The 20,813-nt window shown below is 53.9% G+C and carries 23 protein-coding genes; 2 read left to right on the top strand and 21 right to left on the bottom strand.

The window, feature by feature from the left end:
* The 16 genes from rpsS to TR2A62_RS14360 form a co-directional block, all read right to left on the bottom strand.
* The gene (rpsS, locus tag TR2A62_RS14435) at positions 1 to 279 is read right to left on the bottom strand and encodes a 30S ribosomal protein S19 (protein WP_009159096.1); all 279 of its coding nucleotides are present in this window, start codon (positions 277 to 279) and stop codon (positions 1 to 3) included.
* Positions 280 to 282: 3 nt separating this feature from the next.
* Positions 283 to 1,125, bottom strand: a complete 843-nt coding sequence (gene rplB, locus TR2A62_RS14430) for a 50S ribosomal protein L2 (RefSeq protein ID WP_040820806.1) — start codon at positions 1,123 to 1,125, stop codon at positions 283 to 285.
* Between the two features lie 236 nt (positions 1,126 to 1,361).
* Entirely contained in the window at positions 1,362 to 1,538 is a 177-nt protein-coding gene (locus TR2A62_RS18840; RefSeq protein WP_009159623.1) for a hypothetical protein, read from the bottom strand.
* A 113-nt stretch (positions 1,539 to 1,651) separates the two neighbouring features.
* Positions 1,652 to 1,948 (bottom strand): 50S ribosomal protein L23, encoded by a 297-nt coding sequence (locus TR2A62_RS14420; protein ID WP_009159528.1) that lies wholly within the window; start codon positions 1,946 to 1,948, stop codon positions 1,652 to 1,654.
* Positions 1,945 to 2,565, bottom strand: a complete 621-nt coding sequence (gene rplD, locus TR2A62_RS14415) for a 50S ribosomal protein L4 (RefSeq protein WP_009159031.1) — start codon at positions 2,563 to 2,565, stop codon at positions 1,945 to 1,947. The genes TR2A62_RS14420 and rplD overlap by 4 nt, the downstream gene beginning before the upstream one ends.
* Positions 2,555 to 3,433, bottom strand: a complete 879-nt coding sequence (rplC, locus tag TR2A62_RS14410) for a 50S ribosomal protein L3 (RefSeq protein ID WP_009160023.1) — start codon at positions 3,431 to 3,433, stop codon at positions 2,555 to 2,557. Before rplC ends, rplD begins: the two co-directional genes overlap by 11 nt.
* A gap of 3 nt (positions 3,434 to 3,436) precedes the next feature.
* The gene (rpsJ, locus tag TR2A62_RS14405; protein ID WP_009160391.1) at positions 3,437 to 3,757 is read right to left on the bottom strand and encodes a 30S ribosomal protein S10; all 321 of its coding nucleotides are present in this window, start codon (positions 3,755 to 3,757) and stop codon (positions 3,437 to 3,439) included.
* A 295-nt stretch (positions 3,758 to 4,052) separates the two neighbouring features.
* Positions 4,053 to 5,387, bottom strand: coding sequence for an FAD-binding oxidoreductase (locus TR2A62_RS14400; RefSeq protein WP_009157530.1), 1,335 nt, complete (start codon positions 5,385 to 5,387; stop codon positions 4,053 to 4,055).
* Entirely contained in the window at positions 5,384 to 6,730 is a 1,347-nt protein-coding gene (locus tag TR2A62_RS14395; protein ID WP_009157510.1) for a VOC family protein, read from the bottom strand. The genes TR2A62_RS14400 and TR2A62_RS14395 overlap by 4 nt, the downstream gene beginning before the upstream one ends.
* Positions 6,731 to 6,735: 5 nt before the next feature.
* Entirely contained in the window at positions 6,736 to 7,932 is a 1,197-nt protein-coding gene (locus tag TR2A62_RS14390) for a pyridoxal phosphate-dependent aminotransferase (RefSeq protein WP_009158597.1), read from the bottom strand.
* Positions 7,932 to 8,669, bottom strand: coding sequence for an ABC transporter permease (locus tag TR2A62_RS14385; RefSeq protein ID WP_009160695.1), 738 nt, complete (start codon positions 8,667 to 8,669; stop codon positions 7,932 to 7,934). Before TR2A62_RS14385 ends, TR2A62_RS14390 begins: the two co-directional genes overlap by 1 nt.
* A 4-nt stretch (positions 8,670 to 8,673) precedes the next feature.
* Entirely contained in the window at positions 8,674 to 9,387 is a 714-nt protein-coding gene (locus TR2A62_RS14380) for an ABC transporter permease (RefSeq protein ID WP_009158040.1), read from the bottom strand.
* A gap of 60 nt (positions 9,388 to 9,447) precedes the next feature.
* Entirely contained in the window at positions 9,448 to 10,185 is a 738-nt protein-coding gene (locus TR2A62_RS14375) for a transporter substrate-binding domain-containing protein (protein WP_009157543.1), read from the bottom strand.
* Between the two features lie 19 nt (positions 10,186 to 10,204).
* A complete protein-coding gene (locus TR2A62_RS14370; protein ID WP_009158922.1) occupies positions 10,205 to 10,981 on the bottom strand; it encodes an ABC transporter ATP-binding protein in 777 nt (258 codons plus the stop codon).
* Entirely contained in the window at positions 10,971 to 12,029 is a 1,059-nt protein-coding gene (locus tag TR2A62_RS14365; protein WP_009159165.1) for a saccharopine dehydrogenase family protein, read from the bottom strand. Before TR2A62_RS14365 ends, TR2A62_RS14370 begins: the two co-directional genes overlap by 11 nt.
* 10 nt (positions 12,030 to 12,039) lie before the next feature.
* Positions 12,040 to 13,563 (bottom strand): aldehyde dehydrogenase family protein, encoded by a 1,524-nt coding sequence (locus tag TR2A62_RS14360; RefSeq protein WP_009159888.1) that lies wholly within the window; start codon positions 13,561 to 13,563, stop codon positions 12,040 to 12,042.
* A 121-nt stretch (positions 13,564 to 13,684) separates the two neighbouring features.
* Between TR2A62_RS14360 and TR2A62_RS14355 the strand changes: the two genes are divergently transcribed.
* Complete coding sequence (locus TR2A62_RS14355; protein ID WP_369699507.1) at positions 13,685 to 14,116, top strand: Lrp/AsnC family transcriptional regulator; 432 nt, start codon at positions 13,685 to 13,687, stop codon at positions 14,114 to 14,116.
* Between the two features lie 189 nt (positions 14,117 to 14,305).
* Here TR2A62_RS14355 and tuf read toward each other — a convergent pair whose 3' ends face one another.
* From tuf to TR2A62_RS14330, 5 genes are all read right to left on the bottom strand, one after another.
* Positions 14,306 to 15,481, bottom strand: a complete 1,176-nt coding sequence (tuf, locus tag TR2A62_RS14350; RefSeq protein ID WP_009158100.1) for an elongation factor Tu — start codon at positions 15,479 to 15,481, stop codon at positions 14,306 to 14,308.
* Between the two features lie 56 nt (positions 15,482 to 15,537).
* Entirely contained in the window at positions 15,538 to 17,655 is a 2,118-nt protein-coding gene (fusA, locus tag TR2A62_RS14345) for an elongation factor G (protein WP_009158912.1), read from the bottom strand.
* Positions 17,656 to 17,670: 15 nt separating this feature from the next.
* Positions 17,671 to 18,141: a 30S ribosomal protein S7 gene (gene rpsG, locus TR2A62_RS14340; protein WP_009160206.1), complete on the bottom strand. Its 471-nt coding sequence runs from the start codon at positions 18,139 to 18,141 to the stop codon at positions 17,671 to 17,673.
* A gap of 12 nt (positions 18,142 to 18,153) precedes the next feature.
* On the bottom strand, positions 18,154 to 18,525 hold the full coding sequence (gene rpsL / locus TR2A62_RS14335) for a 30S ribosomal protein S12 (protein WP_009159145.1): 372 nt from the start codon (positions 18,523 to 18,525) through the stop codon (positions 18,154 to 18,156).
* A gap of 311 nt (positions 18,526 to 18,836) precedes the next feature.
* On the bottom strand, positions 18,837 to 19,760 hold the full coding sequence (locus TR2A62_RS14330) for a DMT family transporter (RefSeq protein ID WP_009157457.1): 924 nt from the start codon (positions 19,758 to 19,760) through the stop codon (positions 18,837 to 18,839).
* Between the two features lie 60 nt (positions 19,761 to 19,820).
* Here TR2A62_RS14330 and TR2A62_RS14325 point away from each other — a divergent pair, with 60 nt between their 5' ends.
* On the top strand, positions 19,821 to 20,807 hold the full coding sequence (locus TR2A62_RS14325; protein ID WP_190275712.1) for a glycosyltransferase family 2 protein: 987 nt from the start codon (positions 19,821 to 19,823) through the stop codon (positions 20,805 to 20,807).
* The last annotated feature ends 6 nt before the right edge of the window (positions 20,808 to 20,813 follow it).

Genomic DNA, 20,813 nt, shown 5'->3' with positions numbered 1-20,813 from the left:
TTATTTCCGCTTCGCTTTTTTGTCGGCTGCGTGACCGTAGTAGGTCCGAGTTGGTGAATACTCACCAAACTTTTGGCCGATCATTTCTTCTGTTACGTTGACAGGAATGTGCTTCTTGCCGTTGTAAACGCCGAACGTCAGGCCAACAAACTGTGGCAAGATCGTCGAGCGGCGCGACCAGATTTTGATAACTTCGTTACGACCGCTTTCGCGAGTCGCTTCAGCCTTCTTAAGGACGTACGCGTCCACAAAAGGGCCTTTCCAAACTGAACGAGACATAGATTAACGCCCCTTCTTCTTGGCGTGACGCGAGCGGATAATAAGCTTTTGCGACGCCTTGTTCTTGTTGCGAGTGCGGGCACCCTTGGTTGGCTTACCCCATGGGGACACTGGGTGACGACCACCCGATGTCCGGCCTTCACCACCACCGTGCGGGTGATCGACCGGGTTCATGACAACACCACGAACACTTGGGCGGATGCCCTTGTGACGGTTGCGGCCAGCTTTACCAAAGTTCTGGTTCGAGTTGTCAGGGTTCGACACGGCACCAACGGTGGCCATGCATTCCTGACGTACGAGACGCAGTTCACCCGAAGAGAGGCGGATCTGAGCGTAGCCACCATCACGACCAACAAACTGAGCGTATGTACCGGCGGCACGCGCGATTTGACCGCCCTTGCCTGGCTTAAGCTCGATGTTGTGGATGATAGTACCGATTGGCATGCCAGAGAATGGCATCGCGTTGCCTGGCTTGATGTCAGCCTTGGCGCTTGCGATTACCTTGTCACCAACAGCCAAACGCTGTGGAGCAAGGATGTATGCCTGCTCGCCATCATCATACTGGATGAGTGCGATGAATGCAGTCCGGTTCGGGTCATATTCAATGCGTGTGATGGTCGCCGAAACGTCCAATTTGTTGCGCTTGAAATCGACGATACGGTAGAGGCGCTTTGCACCACCACCTTTGCGACGCATAGTGATCCGTCCGGTATTGTTCCGTCCGCCCGACTTGGTCAGACCCTCTGTGAGGGCCTTAACTGGGCGACCTTTCCAAAGCTCCGAACGGTCAATCAGAACCAACCCACGTTGGCCTGGCGTCGTCGGTTTATACGACTTTAATGCCATGATTATCTGTCTTCCGTTTGCTTGGCGACGCCCCGTAAGGCGCCATGGTTGTAGGGCCCCGAAGGTCCCGTATTTCAAAACTACAAACACCCCAGACGAATCTGGGGCGGTGTAGATGGGGGTGTGTAGGTGTATGGGGGGCGTGGGTCAAGCGATGTTGGGCAATTAGAGGCCTCAAACCCCTATTAATAATTGCCCCTATCAAACCCGGCAGTTCGACCACCAAGAGGCTGGCGCTACTTCTTATCGCGCGCGGCTTTCTCTTCTTTAGTCAGTTTGTTGCCCCACTGGTTGTTGCTCAGGCCCAATTCTGCGTTCGCAGGCTTGGTTTTGCCTTTTGTCACCGTACCACCCTTGTTCAGAAATTCCTGAATAAGGGCATCGTCAGTCGTATCTTTTGGAACATGTTTCATAGGGCTAGCCTATGCGGCTTTTCCGGTACATTCAACGAGCTGACACGACGTACGAAAAAACCCCGCCCTTGTTTCCAAGGACGGGGTTTCAAGCTCTTGCGAACCAATCTGGATTACAGACCGGTGTTCACGTCAATGGTGTTACCCTCTTCGAGAGTCACATACGCTTTTTTGACGTCTTTACGCTTACCTGGCTGACCGCGGAAACGCTTGGTCTTACCTTTGGTAATTGTCGTGTTAACCGCTTTGACCTTAACACCAAAGAGAGCTTCAACAGCTTCTTTGATCATTGGCTTGTTGCTGTCGATATGCACTTCGAACACAACCGCGTTGGCTTCAGAAGCCATCGTTGCTTTCTCAGTTATGATCGGCTTGCGGATCACGTCATAGAGTGCTGCTTTATCGCTCATTTCAAACGAGCCTCCAGTGCTTCGACACCCGCTTTGGTCAGAACAAGAGTGTCCGACTTGAGGATGTCATAAACGTTGGCGCCCATCGACGGCAGAATATCAACAGTGTCGATATTGCGCGCTGCAACGGCAAAGTTTTCGTTTACCTCTGCACCGTCGATGATCAACGCGCGCTTCCAACCCAGATCTTTGACCTGTTTTGCCAACGCGGATGTTTTAGCGTCCTTGAGATCAGCCACATCGATGATGACCAATTCGCCCGCAGTTGCTTTGGCGGACAGCGCGTGACGCAGACCTAGCTTGCGGAACTTTTTAGTCAGCTCGTGGCCATGCGACCGTACGGTTGGGCCCTTGTAGACACCACCACCGCGGAAGATCGGAGCCGAACGCGCGCCGTGACGTGCGCCACCAGTGCCCTTTTGGCGATAGATCTTCTTGGTCGAATATTTGACTTCCGAACGTGTCTTCACTTTGTGTGTGCCAGCTTGCGCATTGTTGCGCTGCCAGCGAACGACGCGGTGCAGGATGTCGATACGTGGCTCGAGACCAAAGATTGCCTCGTCCAGATCGACGGAACCGGCTTTGCCGCCGTCCATTTTGATTGCATCAGCTTTCATCGGTCTTGTCCCCTTCAGCTGCTGGAGCATCATCACCCTCAGCCGCATCGGCTGCGATGGATGCTTCTGCTTCGGCCATTGCGTCGGCTTCTGCTGCTGCTGCTTCTGCGGCGGCGGCTTCTGCTGCTGCTGCTTCTTCAGCTGCGGCTTCTGCGGCTGCTGCTGCGGCCAGCTTTTCAGCTTCTTCAGCGGTGGATTTCAGAGCGGCAGGATAGATCACGTTCTCAGGGATAGGCTTCTTAACCGCATCCTTGACTGTGACCCAGCCACCTTTGGAGCCAGGAACAGCGCCTTTGACCATGATCAAGCCACGGCCGGCATCTGTCTTAACAACCTGAAGGTTCTGAGTGGTGACTTTCGCCGCACCCATGTGACCAGCCATTTTCTTGCCTTTGAAAACCTTACCGGGATCCTGACACTGACCAGTCGAACCGTGCGAACGGTGCGAAATCGAAACACCGTGTGTCGCACGCAAACCGCCAAAGTTGTGACGCTTCATCGCACCTTGGAAACCTTTACCGATCGACGTGCCAGATACGTCTACGAACTGGCCTTCGAAGTAATGGTTTGCGGTGATCTCTTCGCCAACATTGATGAGGTTCTCAGCGGCAACGCGGAATTCCGCGACGCGACGCTTAGGCTCAACCTTTGCTGCAGCAAAGTGACCGCGCATCGCTTGGGATACGCGCTTAACTTTGGCTGTGCCTGCACCCAACTGAACAGCTGTGTAGCCATCAGTTTCCTGGGTGCGCTGTGCAACAACCTGAAGCTTGTCGAGTTGAAGAACGGTTACAGGAATCTGCTTGCCGTCTTCTTGGAAGATGCGGGTCATCCCGACCTTCTTTGCAATGATACCAGAGCGCAACATGGGTTAAGCTCCCATCACTTTGATGTCGACAGCAACGCCAGCTGCGAGGTCGAGCTTCATCAGCGCGTCTACAGTCTGTGGAGTTGGATCTACGATGTCGAGCATCCGCTTGTGCGTACGAATCTCGAACTGGTCGCGGGATTTCTTGTCGACGTGCGGGCCACGGAGAACCGTGAACTTTTCGATCTTGTTTGGCATCGGGATCGGGCCACGAACCGAAGCGCCTGTGCGCTTGGCTGTGTTCACGATTTCCTGTGCACTGGAATCCAGAACACGGTAATCGAAGGCCTTGAGACGGATGCGAATGTTTTGGCTAGCTGCCATGTCATCACCCTTTGTCTTTAGGGTCTTAACGGAGAGGAAGATGGCGGCTCATCCGGCACCCTCGTCGCGTCATATACTCCAACATAAAAAGGGCACGCATGGCGCACCCCTGTCGGATAGCGCGCGTATAGGGGGAGTCGCGGTATGGGTCAAGAGGTTGGTGTGCACCAAATGCAGCTGACCAAAAACGAGTGTTGTTCCGCAATGCGGACTTTGCTGCCATTTGGCATCCATGAGTGAAGGTCTGCTTTCAGCGCTTTACGACACATTTTTTCTGATACCTTTTTAATATTGGTTAAAATGGCCGCTTAGGTGAGTACTTTTCAAAATAACGTATGTTCTTCGGTCCAATACCATGTTCCGCGCTGAATGACGCGCCAAAGCGTTCGACAGCTTGCTCAACAACCCAATCTCTAAGGACTTGTTCAAATTGGTCTGAATGGGTTTCATTGCTGCCAACAAGATTAAAATGTAGCCCTCCGTCACCCACATGGCCAAAATCGCAAATCGTGACCCCAGGGGCGAAGTCCGGCAGTTCATTTTGAATCGCCTGCCTGAACGCCAACACGTCTGGCCGGCGAAATCCCAGATCGAACGCGTAGAGTTTACCTGCCGTGCGCACACCTTCGGAAAGCGCATGGCGCAGCGCCCACATATCGTCTGGCCGACCAAAAAGCGCGTCTTCGATGGCAACGTCACCGTTCTCCCACATGGTCATCAGCATTTGTTGCAATACGTCGTCCAAATCGGTTTCCCAAGGCACGGGCTGATTGGGGCGTGTCAGTTCGATCAAAAGTGCAATCTGCGGCACGGTGCCACCCGCAAACGGATTGCGCAGGGATGGCACGTGGTCAAAGGCGGCGTTCATCGCGTTTTGTGACATGAATTCAAATGCCGACAGCATTGGCCCCGCCATCTGTTCAAGCGCTTGAAGCAACGGGAAAATAGCCGCATCGTTTGGAGGCACGACAAGCGCCGCTGATTGCTGTCTCGTAATCGGTTCAAGATTGAGCACGGCTTGCGTGATGATTCCAAAGTCAGCACCGCTGCCTATGGCCAGTTGTTTCCAATCGGTCCCGATGTTAGCCTTACGCACCGGACCACCAAGCTGGGCAAGCTCACCCACGTCTGTCACAATATCGAGCCCCAACACATGACGCCGCACATCACCGTAACGTAAAAAACGACCGCCGCCCGTGTTTGTTGCAATCATTCCGCCAATTTGGGGGTCCGAGCCGAGATCAATCGGAAAGTGCAATCCGTGTTCGCTCAGGCGTTCATTAACCTCAGACAGGTGGAAACCGGCAGATATGCGCAAGGAACGGTTCTCAATATCTACGTCGAAGACCTCTTTCATGCGATCAAAACTGATGACAACTTGTGTTCCAGTTTCATCAGGTATCGAAGCGCCAACCAGTCCAGTGTTGGCCCCTTGCGGCATGTAGAAAATATCCAAAATCTTGAGGGCTTGAATGGCGGTAAGCAACTGTGATGTCGTCCGTGGACGCAAAACCGCAAGGGCCTTGCCCGTTTCCCCCCTAACACCCGCGACAAAACGGGCGGTGTCTGCGGGAGCTTCAAGCACGTCCATGTCCGGTAGCGCGGATTTTAGATCAACGAAACGCGTCATACCGCCTGGCCCAAGGCGTGTTGTAACGACTGGTCTTGAATCGCTTGGTACATGCTAAATTCATCTGCAGGTTCCGCACCCAAAGCGGCGACAAATTGCATGCGACTGGATTGAGTCATTTGCGCTTTTGACGTTTCATCCCCGAGATTCGATTGAAAAATTCCAGCGGCACTGACAGGCAAAAAATCTTCGTAGATAATTGGTGAAATCTCAACTGTGCCGCGATCCAACATGTCTGCAAGATCACCAGACGTACCACCCACAGCATTGTAACGGAAATATGCAAGGCCATCGTCATGCAGGTCACGCCAATCATCAGGGAAGGCCGCGAAGGTTTTGTTGAGCTCGGCGATATAGTCCATGCTGTTGCTACCATCGGGGTTTGGTAAAATCTTGGCACGTGTTTCGGCCAGCAGCCGATCATAAAGTGCACGACCTTTTGGCGTTAAGGCAACGCCGCGTTCCTCAATCTCGCCAAACCTGGCGGTGTGGTTGCCAGCATTCTGCGCACCCACAAAACGCACTTTTTCTTCCAATGCTTTGAAACTGGTTTGCCGCAATAAGATCGGACATGCCCGTTTGGGCGGGCCTTCCACTATCGCTTTTGTCGAGAGGCCATAATCGATCATCCCTTGTTGAGCCGCATCAATATCGAGCGTGCGTGGCGTCAAATGATTGATGTGTGGCCCCTGAAAACCCACGACATCTGCGATCAACCGGTGGGCGTCGTGTAGTGTTTGATAGACATCCGCGGTCACAATGGCATCTTCGGCCCAGCGGAATGTTTCAAGTACCTCTTTGATGAAATCGGCCGTATCAGCGTCGTTCAGGCCACCAGCCTCTTCTGCTTGTTTCGTCAATGCAACGGCGCGGTCCGTAAAAATGTTGCGTTTGGACAATGTGTTTTCTGCGATAGCCCTGAGGGCGTCGTCTTCAATCAATTCGAGCCGCAGCAATGACGTGAAGACACGAAACGGATTGTGCGCCAAGGCGTCATGCCCAATTGGCCGGAACGCCGTCGCATGGACTGGGATGCCCGCAGTGCTCAGGTCGTAATAGCTGACTGGGAACATCCCCATCACCGCAAAAATACGACAGATCATCGACAATTCGTCGGCGGTCCCGACCCTGATCGCGCCGTGGCGTTCGTCTGAGATACGCTGCAAATCTTCGTCTGGGTTGATGCGCAGGTCTGCGGCGCGGGAGCTCGATAAAACGACCTCATTGACGCCATTTACAATGTCAAGAAGATTGGAATAGGCAGGAACCTCGGCGCGATACATCGTCGACATTGCGGCAGAAAAGGCAGAGCGGATATCATCGGAGCGTACAAAGTCAGACATGGTTTTTAGACTTTCGATTTCAACAAAATTACGGCACGTGTCAGACGCGTCATCGCATCGCCCAGTTCGGAAACGGAATAGGCAAAGGACATGCGGAAAAAACCAGGCGCACCAAAGGCTCGGCCCGGCACCAACACAAGGCCACTTGATTGCAAAACATGGGCGCAGAAATCCGCATCTGTTTCGATCAATGTGCCGTCCGGTGTCTCAGCGCCCAAAAGGTCCATACACGACGGGAACAGATAGAACGCACCATCGGGCAAAAGCGCCGAAAGACCATCGATTGCGTTCACCTCAGTCCAAAGTTTATCGCGGCGTTTTTGAAATTGTGCACACCGTGTCGCCAGATAATCTTGGGGACCGGTGAGCGCGGCCAATGCTGCCGCCTGACTGACCGAAGACGCACCCGAGGTCACCTGACCTTGCACGGTTGTCATGGCTCTAATTAGGGCTGTCGGCCCAAGCCCCCAGCCAAGACGCCAGCCCGTCATCGCATGCGCTTTGGACACGCCATTCACAATTAGGGTGCGGTGTTTCAGATCAGGGACCGCCTGCGTGAACGACGTAAACGGGACAAAGCGAATATGTTCATAAATCTCGTCAGCCATGACCCATACATTGGGGTAACGCAGCAAAACGTCCCCCAATGCCGTCAGTTCTTGCGGGGTATAAATCATCCCGCTGGGGTTGGATGGCGAGTTGAGCAATAGCCATTTTGTCTTTGGCGTAATCGCGGTCTCTAGCTGCGCAGGTGTCAGCTTAAATCGCGCAGTTTCGCTGGTGGGGATGATGACTGGTTTGCCACCAAAGAGACCAACCGCGTCTTGGTAGCTGGTCCAGAACGGCGCAGGCATAATGACCTCGTCGCCGTCGTTCAGGCTGGCGGCTAAGGCATTCGCGATCACCTGCTTTGCACCTGTCGAAACGATCACGTTTTCTGGCTGCAAATCGCCCTGAGCATTCTGTGCAATCGCAGCCCGTAGCGCGGGTTTGCCTGCGGTTGGTGGATACCGCGTATCTCCCGCGAGGATCGCCTTATGCGCCGCTACGATCACATGTGGGGGCGTTGGGAAATCAGGCTCGCCGGTGCCAAGCGACAGCACATCCTCGCCCGCTGCACGCTTCGCCGTCGCAGATTCGGACAATTGAACAATTTCGGATATCGCCATATTAGCGATGCGATAGGCCTTTTGAAATGTCATTAGGATAGCCTTGATTTTGAGAAGTTGCGCTGCACGGCCGAGACGAACACAGTTATAATCCCAGCAAGGATCAGGTAGAAAACGGCGGCATATAGATATGTGTTCAGGTCGAAATTGCGGGCAAATACGGTGCGCGTTTGCCCCATAAGATCAAGGACTGTGATCGTCGATATCAACGCACTCCCCTTCATCAATAAAACCAGTTCATTGCCGTAAGCAGGCCATGCGATCCGAATGGCTTGCGGCAACATGATGCGGCGCATGGCCGTCAGCCATGACATCCCGATGGATTGCGCCGCCTCCATTTGCCCTTTGTCCACGTTAACAAGGCCACCACGCAAAATCTCGGATACATAGGCGCTGGTGTTCAGGACGAGCACCAACAACCCGACAGCCCAAGGATTTTTGAAGAACACCCAAAGGGGCCCCAAACCGTCAGCACCAAAACTGCCGATCCCGAAATAGACGATCCAAAGCTGCACCAGCAATGGCGTGCCGCGAAAACAATATACAAGAACGTTTGAGGGCCACGATAGCACAGCATTACCCGACATGCGCCCAAGCACAAGGCTCACGGCCAGCAGAAACCCTAAGATTGAAGACAGGACCAACAGTTCGATTGTAACGGCCAACCCATCAATAAATCGCGGGCAAAACCTTTCAAACAATGCACCAGAGACAGGTGAGAGCCCGGCACACACACCATCGGAGACTGAAAATTTTAAATCTTTGTACATCGGTTTATGTTCCTGCAATACCACGGCGCGAACGCTGCTCGGCCCAAGCACGGCCTAAGTCGGACAGCAGCGTCATCATCAAGTAAAGCGCGCCTGCCGCGGCAAAAAACGTCAATTGGCGTCCCTCGGTTTCGCCTCCAAGTTTTGAAATGCGCAACAGTTCGTCCAACGCAATTACCGCTGCCAAAGAGGTGTCTTTGAGAACAACCATCCAAAGATTACCAAGCCCCGGGATCGCATAGCGCCACATCTGCGGGAAACGCACGCGGCGAAACACTTTTCCCACGGACAGACCAACCGCTTGCGCCGCTTCAATCTGGCCTGCAGGCACCGCAAGATAAGCGCCGCGAAAAATCTCGCAGGCGTATGCGGCAAAAATTGCGGACAGCCCTGCAACAGCGGCGACAAACTTGGGAACCTCGGCACGGGCGTCGCTACCAAAAGCGTTAAGCAATGCGTTGATCAACTGATCGGACCCGAAAAAAACAATCAGTAAGATCAAAAATTCCGGCATCCCACGAATGAAAAGTGTGTAGCCTTCGGCAAACCAGCGTAGCAGCACAAAGCGTGACAGCTTGAGGGCTGCCAAACCAAGGCCCATGACCAAACCAAGCGTCATTGACCACAACGCGAGCGTGATCGTAATCCACGCACCCCGCAAAAGATCATCGCCCCATCCGGTGCTGCCAAAGGCCAAAGGGCCAAGGAATGAATTCATTGTTTCCATACGAATACCAGCGGTACGCCCGACATTGATAACATCGGGCGCACCATGTCTTTAATAAATGTCAGTGCCAAAGTATGCGTCACTAATAGCTTCGTATGTGCCGTCCGCGCGGATCGTCTCGAGGGCCGCGTTGAATGCATTGGTCAGTTCATCATCACCCTTTCGGATACCGATGCCGATCTGGTCGTTGATGTCGATTTTCTCGTCGATGTAACCAAGACCGCTAGTAGTGTTCAGCACTTCGGCGGCTGGCAGGAAGTCCATGACGATGGCTTCGATACGACCAGCTTCCAGGTCGGAAACAGCAGCAGGGTTGGTGTCATAAAGACGCACGTCTGCGCGGCTGCCGAACTGATCCTCAGTCCATTGCCAACCGACCGTCGAACGTTGCGCGCCGATGGCCACATCGCCCAAACCTTCACGTGTCAGATCTGACCCTTCTTTGCCCAAAACGCTCAGGTAATTCGAATAGTAAGGCGCAGTGAAGTTGATCGCCTCCAGACGCTCCTCAGTGATGGACATCGACGCGATAATAGCATCGTATTTGTTGTTCACGAGGCCAGGAATGATGCCATCCCAATCTTGGGCAACAATTTCGCATTCGCGGTCCATCGCGACACAAAGCGCCTTTGCGATATCGACATCAAAGCCGACAAGTTCCCCGTCAGATGTGACATTGTTGAACGGAGGATATGCGCCTTCTGTTGCAATCCGCAGAACGTCTTGCGCCTGTGCTGTTGTTGTCATTGCCACAACGGCAAGACTGGCACCAATAAGTGTCTTTTTCATTTCTTCTCTGCCTTAAAGTTTAAAGAACCTTGGTCAGAAACTGCTGGCACTCGGCTGTTTTTGGCATGCCGAAAATAACGTCCGGAGTGCCTTCTTCTGCGATCCTTCCTTGGTGCAGAAAAATGACTTTGTCTGAAACCTCGCGCGCGAACCCCATCTCGTGAGTAACGACGACCATCGTTCGCCCTTCGGCTGCGAGGTCCTTCATGACGCTAAGAACCTCACCAACCATCTCTGGGTCCAGCGCTGAGGTTGGCTCATCAAACAGCAAAATTTTGGGATCCATCGCCAAGGTGCGGGCAATGGCAACACGTTGCTGCTGACCACCTGAAAGTTGGCTCGGGTAGTTGTCTTTTTTGCCGGCAATTCCGACACGATCCAAAAGGGCTTCAGCCCTGGCTATGGCTTGGTCTTTTGACAAGCCCAAGATCTGAACAGGTCCTTCAATCACGTTTTGTAAAACGGTCATATGCGCCCAAAGATTGAATTGCTGGAACACCATTCCAAGGCGCGCACGAATGACGCACAACGCACGGAGGTCGCTGACCACCATGCCATTCTTGCTCTGCTTTAAGGGTAACTTTTCGCCGTCGATGAATATTTCACCGCGCGTCGGAGTCTCAAGCAGATTGATACACCGTAGGATCGTAGACTTGCCCGACCCTGACGCTCCTAACAGCGAAACAACCTCATGTTCATCAGCGTCAAAGCTGACTCCTTTTATCACTTCAAGCGCGCCGAAGGATTTGTGCGATCCTTCGACGTTCAGGTATGATTTGTGCCCGTTAGCCCGCATAAAGCGAACCAGTTGGCATCGCGAGGAAGTCATCCAGCGAGATGTCTTCTTGCTTGAGGAAACCGGAATTGGGCAGTTTTCCATCGCGGACCATTTCAATGATCGCGACGACGGACCCCGCAGTTGTCCACGCAATCGCCGTCCGCTGTTGGCCTGCGACCTCAATGGGGCGAAAGCCGCGCACAAATTCGCGACGTTCTAGACGACCATTGATATGGCCTTCGGCACTAGCATGCACATAGACTACATCGTCTTGGACAGGTGGTTTTGCGTTGATCAAAATCTCGCCCGCTTCTTCACGACGGTCCCGCATCAGAAGTTCATGGAAGAAGAAATTCATCTGCTGCACATGGCCAGGGTAACGCATTGTCTTATAGTCAATATTTGCGACGCTGCCCTGATATGTCTCGCACATCGTTCCCAAACCACCCGACGTGGTGAACGCCTCCAGTTTCATGCCATCGATGTAGACGTCTTCGACCCATTCCATCGGGGACACCCACTTGCGCTCGCCGTTCTCAAGGACCTCACAGTCGTTCAGATATTCGTTGACCACTCCCTCTGGGGACCAGTTGAATGCATAGCCCATCAATCCGGTCGGATGCTGTGGCAACGCTCCAACGCGCATCTTACAGACCCTGCAATCATCAAACTGGGAAATCAGATTTGCGCCCACAATTCCGATGAAACCGGGGGCCAAACCACATTGCGGAGCCATCAGGCTTTTGGCGGTTTTGCTCATCTCGATGATCGCGTTTGTCGTGGGCACATCTTCGGTCAGATCAAAATAATGCACACCTGCATCATGAGCGGCTTGCGCCAGTGCGATGTTCAACTGGAACGGCAGGCAAGACAGAACAGCGTCTTGTTTGCCAAACTCTTCAACGACGTCAGTTGCCGATGACAAATCCAACGTCTTAAATGCAAAGGGCAGATCACCCTTCGGGGCTTCTTTGTCGATGCCCGTAACTGTGAAGCCGGAATTGTGCAGCAATTCTGCTGCCAGACGGCCGATCTTACCCAGACCGAGGACTGCGATGTTTTTCATATTTTTAATCCTAAATGTCGAATTTGATGCCCTGCGCAAGCGGTAGCTCGCGCGAGTAGTTCACGGTGTTGGTCTGCCGACGCATGTAGGCTTTCCACGCGTCAGAGCCGCTTTCGCGTCCGCCGCCGGTTTCCTTTTCGCCGCCAAACGCCCCCCCAATTTCAGCGCCAGAGGGGCCGATGTTGACGTTAGCAATCCCGCAATCGGATCCTGCTGCTGACAAGAAAAACTCGGTCTCGCGGACATCCGTTGAAAAGATGCACGAGCTGAGTCCCTGAGGCACTTCGTTCTGAATGACGATCGCATGCTCCAGCCGTTTGTATTTCACGACATAAAGAATTGGTGCGAATGTCTCGTGATGCATGATCGCGGTTTGCGATGGCATTTCGACAATGGCAGGGTGGACGTAAGCCGCGCCGGGGAAATCCCCTTCAAGCGCCTGCCCGCCGCCATGCACAACGCCGCCCTGATCCTTGGCTTGGATCAAACCGCGCGCCATGGCATCCATCGCGGCGGTATCGATCAAGGGGCCAACCAAGGACCCATCGGTCAGCGGGTCACCAATCGGCAAACCCGAGTATGCCTTTATCAATTTCGACATCAACGTGTCATAAATGTCCTCGTGCACGATCAGGCGGCGCAGCGTGGTACAGCGCTGACCAGCAGTTCCAACGGCAGAGAAAACGATAGCGCGCAACGCCATTTCCAGATCAGCAGAGGGGGCCACAATCATCGCATTGTTGCCGCCAAGTTCAAGGATGGTACGCCCCAAACGTTTGGACATGTCATTGGCAACAGCGCGCCCCATTGGCACAGACCCCGTTGCGGAAATAAGTGCGACTTCTGGTGCGGCGGTCAGGGCTTCACCAAGATCACGTTGACCTATCAACACTTGGATCAAACCATCAGGCGCGTCATCACCGAACGCCTTTGTCACGCGGTCACAGATGACCTGCACTGCCAACGCTGTAAGCGGCGTTTTCTCGGACGGCTTCCAGATCACTGGATCGCCACACACTAAGGCCAAAGCCGCATTCCAGCACCACGGAGCCACAGGAAAGTTAAAGGCGGTGATCACCCCAACAGGTCCCATCGGATGCCACGTTTCGCGCATCGCATGCCCGGGACGTTCCGACGCAATAGTCAAGCCGTAAAGCTGCCGGGACAGGCCGACAGCGAAATCACAAATGTCGATCATTTCCTGAACTTCGCCCAAGCCTTCTTGAACGATCTTACCGCACTCTAACGTGACCAGACGGCCAAGGTTATCCTTCTCGCGGCGCAATTCTTCGCCCAGCAAGCGCACCAATTCACCGCGGCGTGGCGCAGGCACCAATCGCCATTTGTGGAACGCAGCAGCAGATCGTGAAATGACAGCTTTCGCATCCTTTGGCGTGTGTTCTTTAAGTGTCGCGACAACGCTGCCATCGACAGGCGTTGTGACGTCTAAACTACCCGTATCATCAAGCGATTCACTCAATTGGCACGCCGCCAAAAATTCTGAATAGGTTGTATTTGTTTTCGTTGCAGGCATTGCTTGCCGCTCCTCTTACCGACTCGTTTGAACAAATGTCGGCGGGCGTGGCGCTAAACAAAACACTAATTTGTCTTCCTATTCGGGAAAATTATGACTATTCGTCAAATTCAACGAAAGAATGGTCCTTATGGACGACATAGACAAAAGATTGCTCCTCCTCCTCACGCGCGACGCGCGCGCTTCGGCGGCAGATTTGGCGCGGGCCTTGTCTGTTTCACGCGGCACGATCCAAAACCGCATTGATAAATTGATGCGCTTGCGCGTGATCGAGAAATTCACGATCGAGGTCGGAAGCGGTGAGAAAGACAACCAAATCAGCGCGTTCGCCCTAATACACCTGAAAGCCGATGATGACACAGTCGTCAAAGCCTCTCTGCATCGCCTCGAAGAGGTCTCCAAGGTCTCAACCTTAAGCGGGACGTTTGATCTGGTCATCGAATTGCGATGCGCCTCACTCGCACGACTAGACGCCGTGCTGGATCAGGTCCGCGCTATGCCAGATGTTGCTGATACGCAAAGCCACATTAGGTTAAGGACGTGGAACAATTAAAAGACTGCAAACGTCAGCACTTCAACGGCAGTTAAACGCAATTAGCGGCCATTTCTGCATTGCGCAGCATATATCACTCTGGGCTCAAAGCAGACGTTCCTTCGTAACAACGTAAAAAGGCCCCTGCAATTGCGGGGGCCTTTCTATTCTTTAGCTTCGCGTTCGGGCTCCCGCCCGAGCAACCCTCGATTAGGCGAGGATTTTGGAAACCACGCCAGCGCCGACTGTGCGGCCGCCTTCGCGGATCGCAAAGCGCAGACCTTCTTCCATCGCAATCGGTGCGATCAGTTCAACTTCGAACTTCAGGTTGTCGCCAGGCATAACCATCTCAGTACCCGAAGGCAGCTCAACTGTGCCAGTCACGTCAGTTGTACGGAAGTAGAACTGTGGACGGTAGTTCGCGAAGAACGGCGTGTGACGGCCGCCCTCGTCTTTGGTGAGGATATAGGCCTCAGCTTCGAACTTGGTGTGTGGTGTCACGGATCCTGGCTTGACCAGAACCTGACCACGCTCAACGCCTTCACGGTCAACACCGCGAAGAAGTGCGCCGATGTTGTCGCCAGCTTCACCGGAATCCAGCAGCTTGCGGAACATTTCAACACCAGTACATGTGGTCTTGGATGTGTCACGGATACCAACGATTTCGATTTCTTCGCCGACGTTGATCACGCCACGCTCGATGCGGCCTGTTACAACTGTACCACGGCCAGAGATCGAGAATACGTCCTCGATTGGCATCAGGAACGGCTGGTCAACAGCACGCTCTGGTGTCGGGATGTACTCGTCAACAGCAGCCATCAGCTTCTTGATCGACTCTTCACCAATCTCTGGTGTGTTGCCTTCCATCGCAGCCAAAGCCGAACCTGGGATCACAGGAATGTCGTCGCCTGGGTAGTCATACGAAGACAGCAGCTCGCGGATTTCCATCTCAACGAGTTCCAGCAGCTCTTCGTCGTCAACCTGGTCAACTTTGTTCATGTAAACGACCATCTTCGGGATACCAACCTGGCGGCCCAACAGGATGTGCTCGCGCGTCTGTGGCATCGGGCCATCAGCAGCGTTCACAACCAAGATCGCGCCGTCCATCTGAGCAGCACCAGTGATCATGTTCTTGACGTAGTCAGCGTGGCCCGGGCAGTCGACGTGCGCGTAGTGACGGGACTCTGTCTCGTACTCAACGTGTGCAGTCGAAATCGTGATACCACGTGCTTTTTCTTCTGGCGCGCCGTCAATCTGGTCATACGCCTGGAAGTCACCAAAATACTTGGTGATCGCAGCTGTCAAAGTCGTTTTGCCGTGGTCAACGTGGCCAATCGTGCCGATGTTGACGTGCGGCTTATTACGTTCAAACTTTTCCTTACCCATGGTGAGGCTCCTTATTAGTTTGTTGGGGACGGGTCGCCCGCCCCCGATGTTTCAGATCAAGCGAATTTCGCCTGAATTTCGTCCGAGATGTTGCTTGGCACTGGCTCGTAGTGGTCGAACTGCATCGTAAACTGCGCACGGCCCGAAGACATGGAGCGCAATGTGTTGATGTAGCCAAACATGTTCGCCAGAGGCACAAATGCGTCGATCGCGATTGTGTTGCCACGTGGTTCCTGACCAGAGACCTGGCCACGGCGCGATGTCAGATCGCCAATGATGCCACCAGTGTATTCTTCTGGTGTGATCACTTCGACTTTCATCACAGGCTCGAGCAATTTCGCGCCGGCTTTCTTCATGCCTTCGCGCATACCCATACGTGCCGCGATTTCAAAAGCCAGAACCGAAGAGTCCACGTCGTGGAATTTACCTTCGATCAAGGCCACCTTGAAGTCGATGACAGGGAAGCCAGCCAACGGACCAGAGTCCATGACCGAGTTGATGCCTTTTTCAACACCTGGTATGTATTCCTTAGGCACCGAACCACCAACAACGCGGCTTTCGAACGAGTAACCTTCGCCTGGCTCTGTCGGCATGAGGATCATCTTGACCTCAGCAAACTGACCCGAACCACCCGACTGTTTCTTGTGGGTGTAGACAATCTCGGCTTCGCGCGAGATGGTTTCACGATAGGCAACCTGTGGCGCACCGATGTTCGCCTCAACCTTGAATTCACGCTTCATGCGATCAACAAGAATGTCGAGGTGAAGTTCGCCCATGCCCTTCATGATGGTCTGACCAGATTCGATGTCAGTTTCCACGCGGAAAGAGGGGTCTTCGGCCGAGAGACGCTGGAGCGCGAGGCCCATCTTCTCTTGGTCACCCTTTGTTTTTGGCTCAACGGCGATCTCAATCACAGGATCAGGGAACGTCATTGTTTCGAGGACAACAGGATCGCTAACCGCACACAAAGTGTCACCAGTTGTGGTGTCTTTCAGACCACCAAGCGCGATGATGTCGCCAGCGAATGCTTCTGCGATTTCGTCACGGTCGTTGGAGTGCATGATCATCATACGGCCAACACGCTCTTTTTTACCCTTAGTCGAGTTCAAGAATGTGTCGCCCTTTTCCAGCTTGCCGGAATAGATGCGTGTAAATGTCAGCGAGCCAACAAAGGGGTCGTTCCAGATTTTGAACGCCAACGCCGAGAATGGCATTTCGTCATCCGCACGGCGTGCGATGTCACGAACTTCTTCCTCGTCGCCCGGCTTAAAGCCCATGTAGTCGACAACGTCGAGCGGGCTCGGCAGATAGTCGACAACAGCGTTAAGCAGCGGCTGAACACCTTTGTTTTTGAACGCAGAGCCACCCAGAACCGGCACGAATGCCATGTCCAATGTGCCCTTGCGGATCAATTTACGCAGAGTAGCGATGTCAGGCTCGTTGCCTTCCAGATACTCCATCATCGCTTCGTCGTCTTGCTCAACAGCAGCTTCGACAAGCTTGGCACGCCATGTGTCAGCGAGATCTTTCAGTTCATCGCGGATCGGTGCTTTGACCCAAGACGCGCCGAGGTCTTCACCCTCCCACAGCCACTCTTCCATAGTGACGAGATCAACCATGCCCTCAAGCTCGGTTTCGGCGCCAATTGGAAATGCGATTGGAATAGCACTAGTGCCGGTACGGTCTTCAACCATCTCAACACAGTTGAAAAAGTCAGCGCCGATTTTGTCCATCTTGTTGACGAAAACCATGCGCGGAACTTTGTAGCGGTCAGCCTGACGCCAAACAGTCTCTGTCTGAGGCTCAACACCAGCGTTGGCGTCGAGAACACAAACAGCACCATCGAGAACCGCCAGCGAACGCTCAACTTCAATAGTGAAGTCAACGTGGCCAGGGGTGTCGATGATGTTCAAGCGGTGCTTGGGGCTATCAGCAGTCGAACCGTCTTCTGTACGTTCCCAAAATGTGGTCGTCGCAGCCGACGTAATAGTAATGCCGCGCTCTTGCTCTTGCTCCATGTGGTCCATGGTAGCTGCACCATCGTGCACTTCTCCGATGTTATGCTCTTTGCCAGTATAGTACAGGATACGCTCGGAACAGGTAGTTTTACCTGCATCGATGTGCGCCATGATACCAAAGTTGCGGTACAGTTCGAGGGGATATTCGCGTGCCATTTTGGTGCTTCCCTTTTACCAGCGGTAGTGGCTGAATGCTTTGTTCGCATCGGCCATCTTGTGAGTGTCTTCACGCTTTTTGACGGCAGTGCCGCGACCATTGACAGCATCGACCAGCTCACCAGCCAGACGCTCTTCCATGGTGTTTTCGTTGCGTGCGCGTGCGGCTTTGATCAGCCAGCGGATCGCCAGAGCTTCGCGGCGCTCGGGGCGAACTTCGACAGGCACCTGGTATGTCGCACCACCGACGCGGCGCGAACGAACTTCGACGGAAGGTTTGATGTTGTCGAGTGCTTCGTGGAACACTTCGACAGGTGCTTTCTTCAACTTGTCTTCAACGCGGTCGAATGCGTTGTAAACGATGCGTTCGGCGGCGGATTTTTTGCCGTCGATCATCAGGTTGTTCATAAACTTAGAGAGAACGCGGTCACCAAACTTTGCGTCTGGCAGAATCTCGCGTTTTTCAGCGGCGTGGCGGCGGGACATATCTTATTCCTCTTACTTAGGACGCTTGGCGCCGTACTTCGAACGGCGCTGCTTACGGTCTTTGACGCCCTGGGTATCCAGAACACCGCGAAGGATGTGGTAACGCACACCGGGAAGGTCTTTTACACGACCGCCACGGATCAGAACCACAGAGTGCTCCTGAAGGTTGTGGCTTTCACCTGGGATGTAGCTGATGACCTCAAAGCCATTCGTCAGGCGCACTTTGGCAACCTTACGCATTGCCGAGTTCGGCTTCTTAGGTGTTGTTGTATAAACACGAGTACATACACCACGTTTCTGCGGGCACTGCTCGAGGTGCTGAGATTTAGAAATCTTACGTTTTGGCTGACGCGGCTTGCGGATCAGCTGCTGGATCGTTGGCATTGGGCGTTTTCCCCGTTCCTACACATGTGTTGCGGACCTGTCGGTCTGCGGTTTCAAATTTCCGTCGCATGCGTCCATGCGGCGACGTCTCGGTCTGCCAAAGGCCCTAAGCTTCGTGCAGTTGTCATTCCAACAGCACGAAAAACCCGCAGTCATTCCCTTACCGGAGGAATGGTGCGGTGGGCTTACAGAGGATCGGGCAAGCATTATGCCGGATCGTGATCACTTCAGCTCTGATTTCGTTGGATCAGGGCGTACCCCTCTCCGAGTGCGCGTCGTATAGGAGGAGTCGGTCGATGTGTCAACAGCACCTAGCGGTGCGGAACAGACCGCGCAGCAATCCCTTCGGCGCGACGTTCACGGGCAAAGGCAAACAACCCCGATCCGACGACAATTCCGCTGCCGATCCACGTCAGGAAATCGGGCCAATCTCCAAACGCGATAATTCCGACCAAAATGGCAACGACCAGCCCAGTGTACCGAAACGGCGCGATAAAACTGACATCACCCTGACGCATTGCCATGATGATCGTCAGATAGGCCAAGATAATCGTGACACCAGTGGCTATGATCGTCGCTATTTCAGCGCCATTCGGGATCACCCACGGTTCGGGTGGGGATAGGCCAAAGCTGTTGGTCCACCCCATCAACCCTGCGAACAAAGTCACCGCAAGCGCCGTCGCCAAGGTCACGGTAAGCGACGGGATATTGGGGCTGAGCGATCGCGTCACAATATCACGGACGGTCGCGCAGATGACGGTCGCAACACCGTAGACCGAATAGATTGTAAAACTGTCAGCACCCGGTCGAACAATCAGCAAGACACCGCCAAACCCGACAAGGATCGCGAACCACCGCCGCCAGCCAACCGTTTGCCCCAAAAACACTGCGCTGGCCAAAGTGACGGTGAGAGGCAAAGCCTGCAAGATCGCGGTGAGATCGCCCAAAGGCATATGAAACAGGGCTGCGATAAAGAAGTATGCCGCCAAAGCCTCAGCCAGACACCGGACCAGAATGCGTCGTTTGTCTTCGGCGGTTGTTTTGATCCGTAGCAATCCACGATACCAAACGACTGAAAAGAGGAGGATTGACGTCAGAACACCGCGCAGAAAAATCGCCTCGAACAACGGAACGCCGCCGGACAACGACTTCATCAGGCCATCGCCAATCGCAAAGGCGGACATGGCCACCATCATCAAGACAGCGCCGCGTTGGTTGATCGAAAGCGTGTTCATAGATCCGCCCTAACACCCGTCCAGACTGGACGCCATAGTCTGTGCATGTTTGGGTGGGGTATGGGCAAACCAACAAAACACTTGGTCATTGCAGCGATGCGAAACGAGGGTCCGTTCATCTTGGAATGGGTCGCGTGGTATCGGATGTTGGGGTTCGAGGTTCTCGTCCTGACCAATGATTGCACTGACCGCTCCCCTGCCCTGTTGGATGCGTTAGAGATGGCCGGCTGGCTGACCCATGTGCGGCACCAACCGGTCGATGGTGAAGCTCCAAAAAAATCGGCCCACCGACACGCCCGTCTCCACCCCGGAACGCAAGCGGCTGACTGGATTTTTGTCTGTGATGTCGATGAGTTTCTCGTGCTGCATCGCGGGGACGGGACCGTCGCGTGCTATCTCGACAGCTTTGACATCCCCTTTCGTGGGATCGGCGTGCATTGGCGGTGCTTTGGCACGTCGGGCGTCGATGACTTTGCGGACACACCGATCCACCAGCAATTCGTTCACGCATCCGAGCATCAGCATTGGGTTAATCGAAACTTTAAGACGCTGTTTCATGGCCCCAAGGATTTTGGATCATTCGGCGCGCACGGCCCACGGATGAAGAAAGGGCGCTGGGGTACCCCCCAAGAGCGCCTAATCACCGGTGACGGCACCGAAATCGAAAGCTACCACCCCCGCAATTCGGCCCTCTATAAAACCGAGATCCCGATGATCACCCATGAGACCGCACAGATTAACCACTATATTCTGCGGTCTTTTGAGAGTTTCTCGCTCAAGCTCGGCACCCCAAGCGCCAGCCGAGGCGTGAACCGATATACGCCGATGTTCTTTGAAAACCACAACCGTAACGAGGTCGAGGATCGTTGCGCGTTCGGCTACTCAGAGCGGTTCGCCAAAATCCATGCAGAAGTAATGGAATTGCCCGGCGTCGCACTGCTGCACCACATGTGCGTGGCTGACTATGTCGAGCGTCTATGCATCGCATCCGAGACGAAACTGATCGATGACGCTAGGTGGATCGCGGCGATGAACCATATTGAATAGGACAGT

It is taken from the genome of Thalassobium sp. R2A62, assembly GCF_000161835.1.
GTDB lineage: Bacteria > Pseudomonadota > Alphaproteobacteria > Rhodobacterales > Rhodobacteraceae > Thalassobium.
This window is presented reverse-complemented; position numbering and strand designations above follow the sequence as displayed.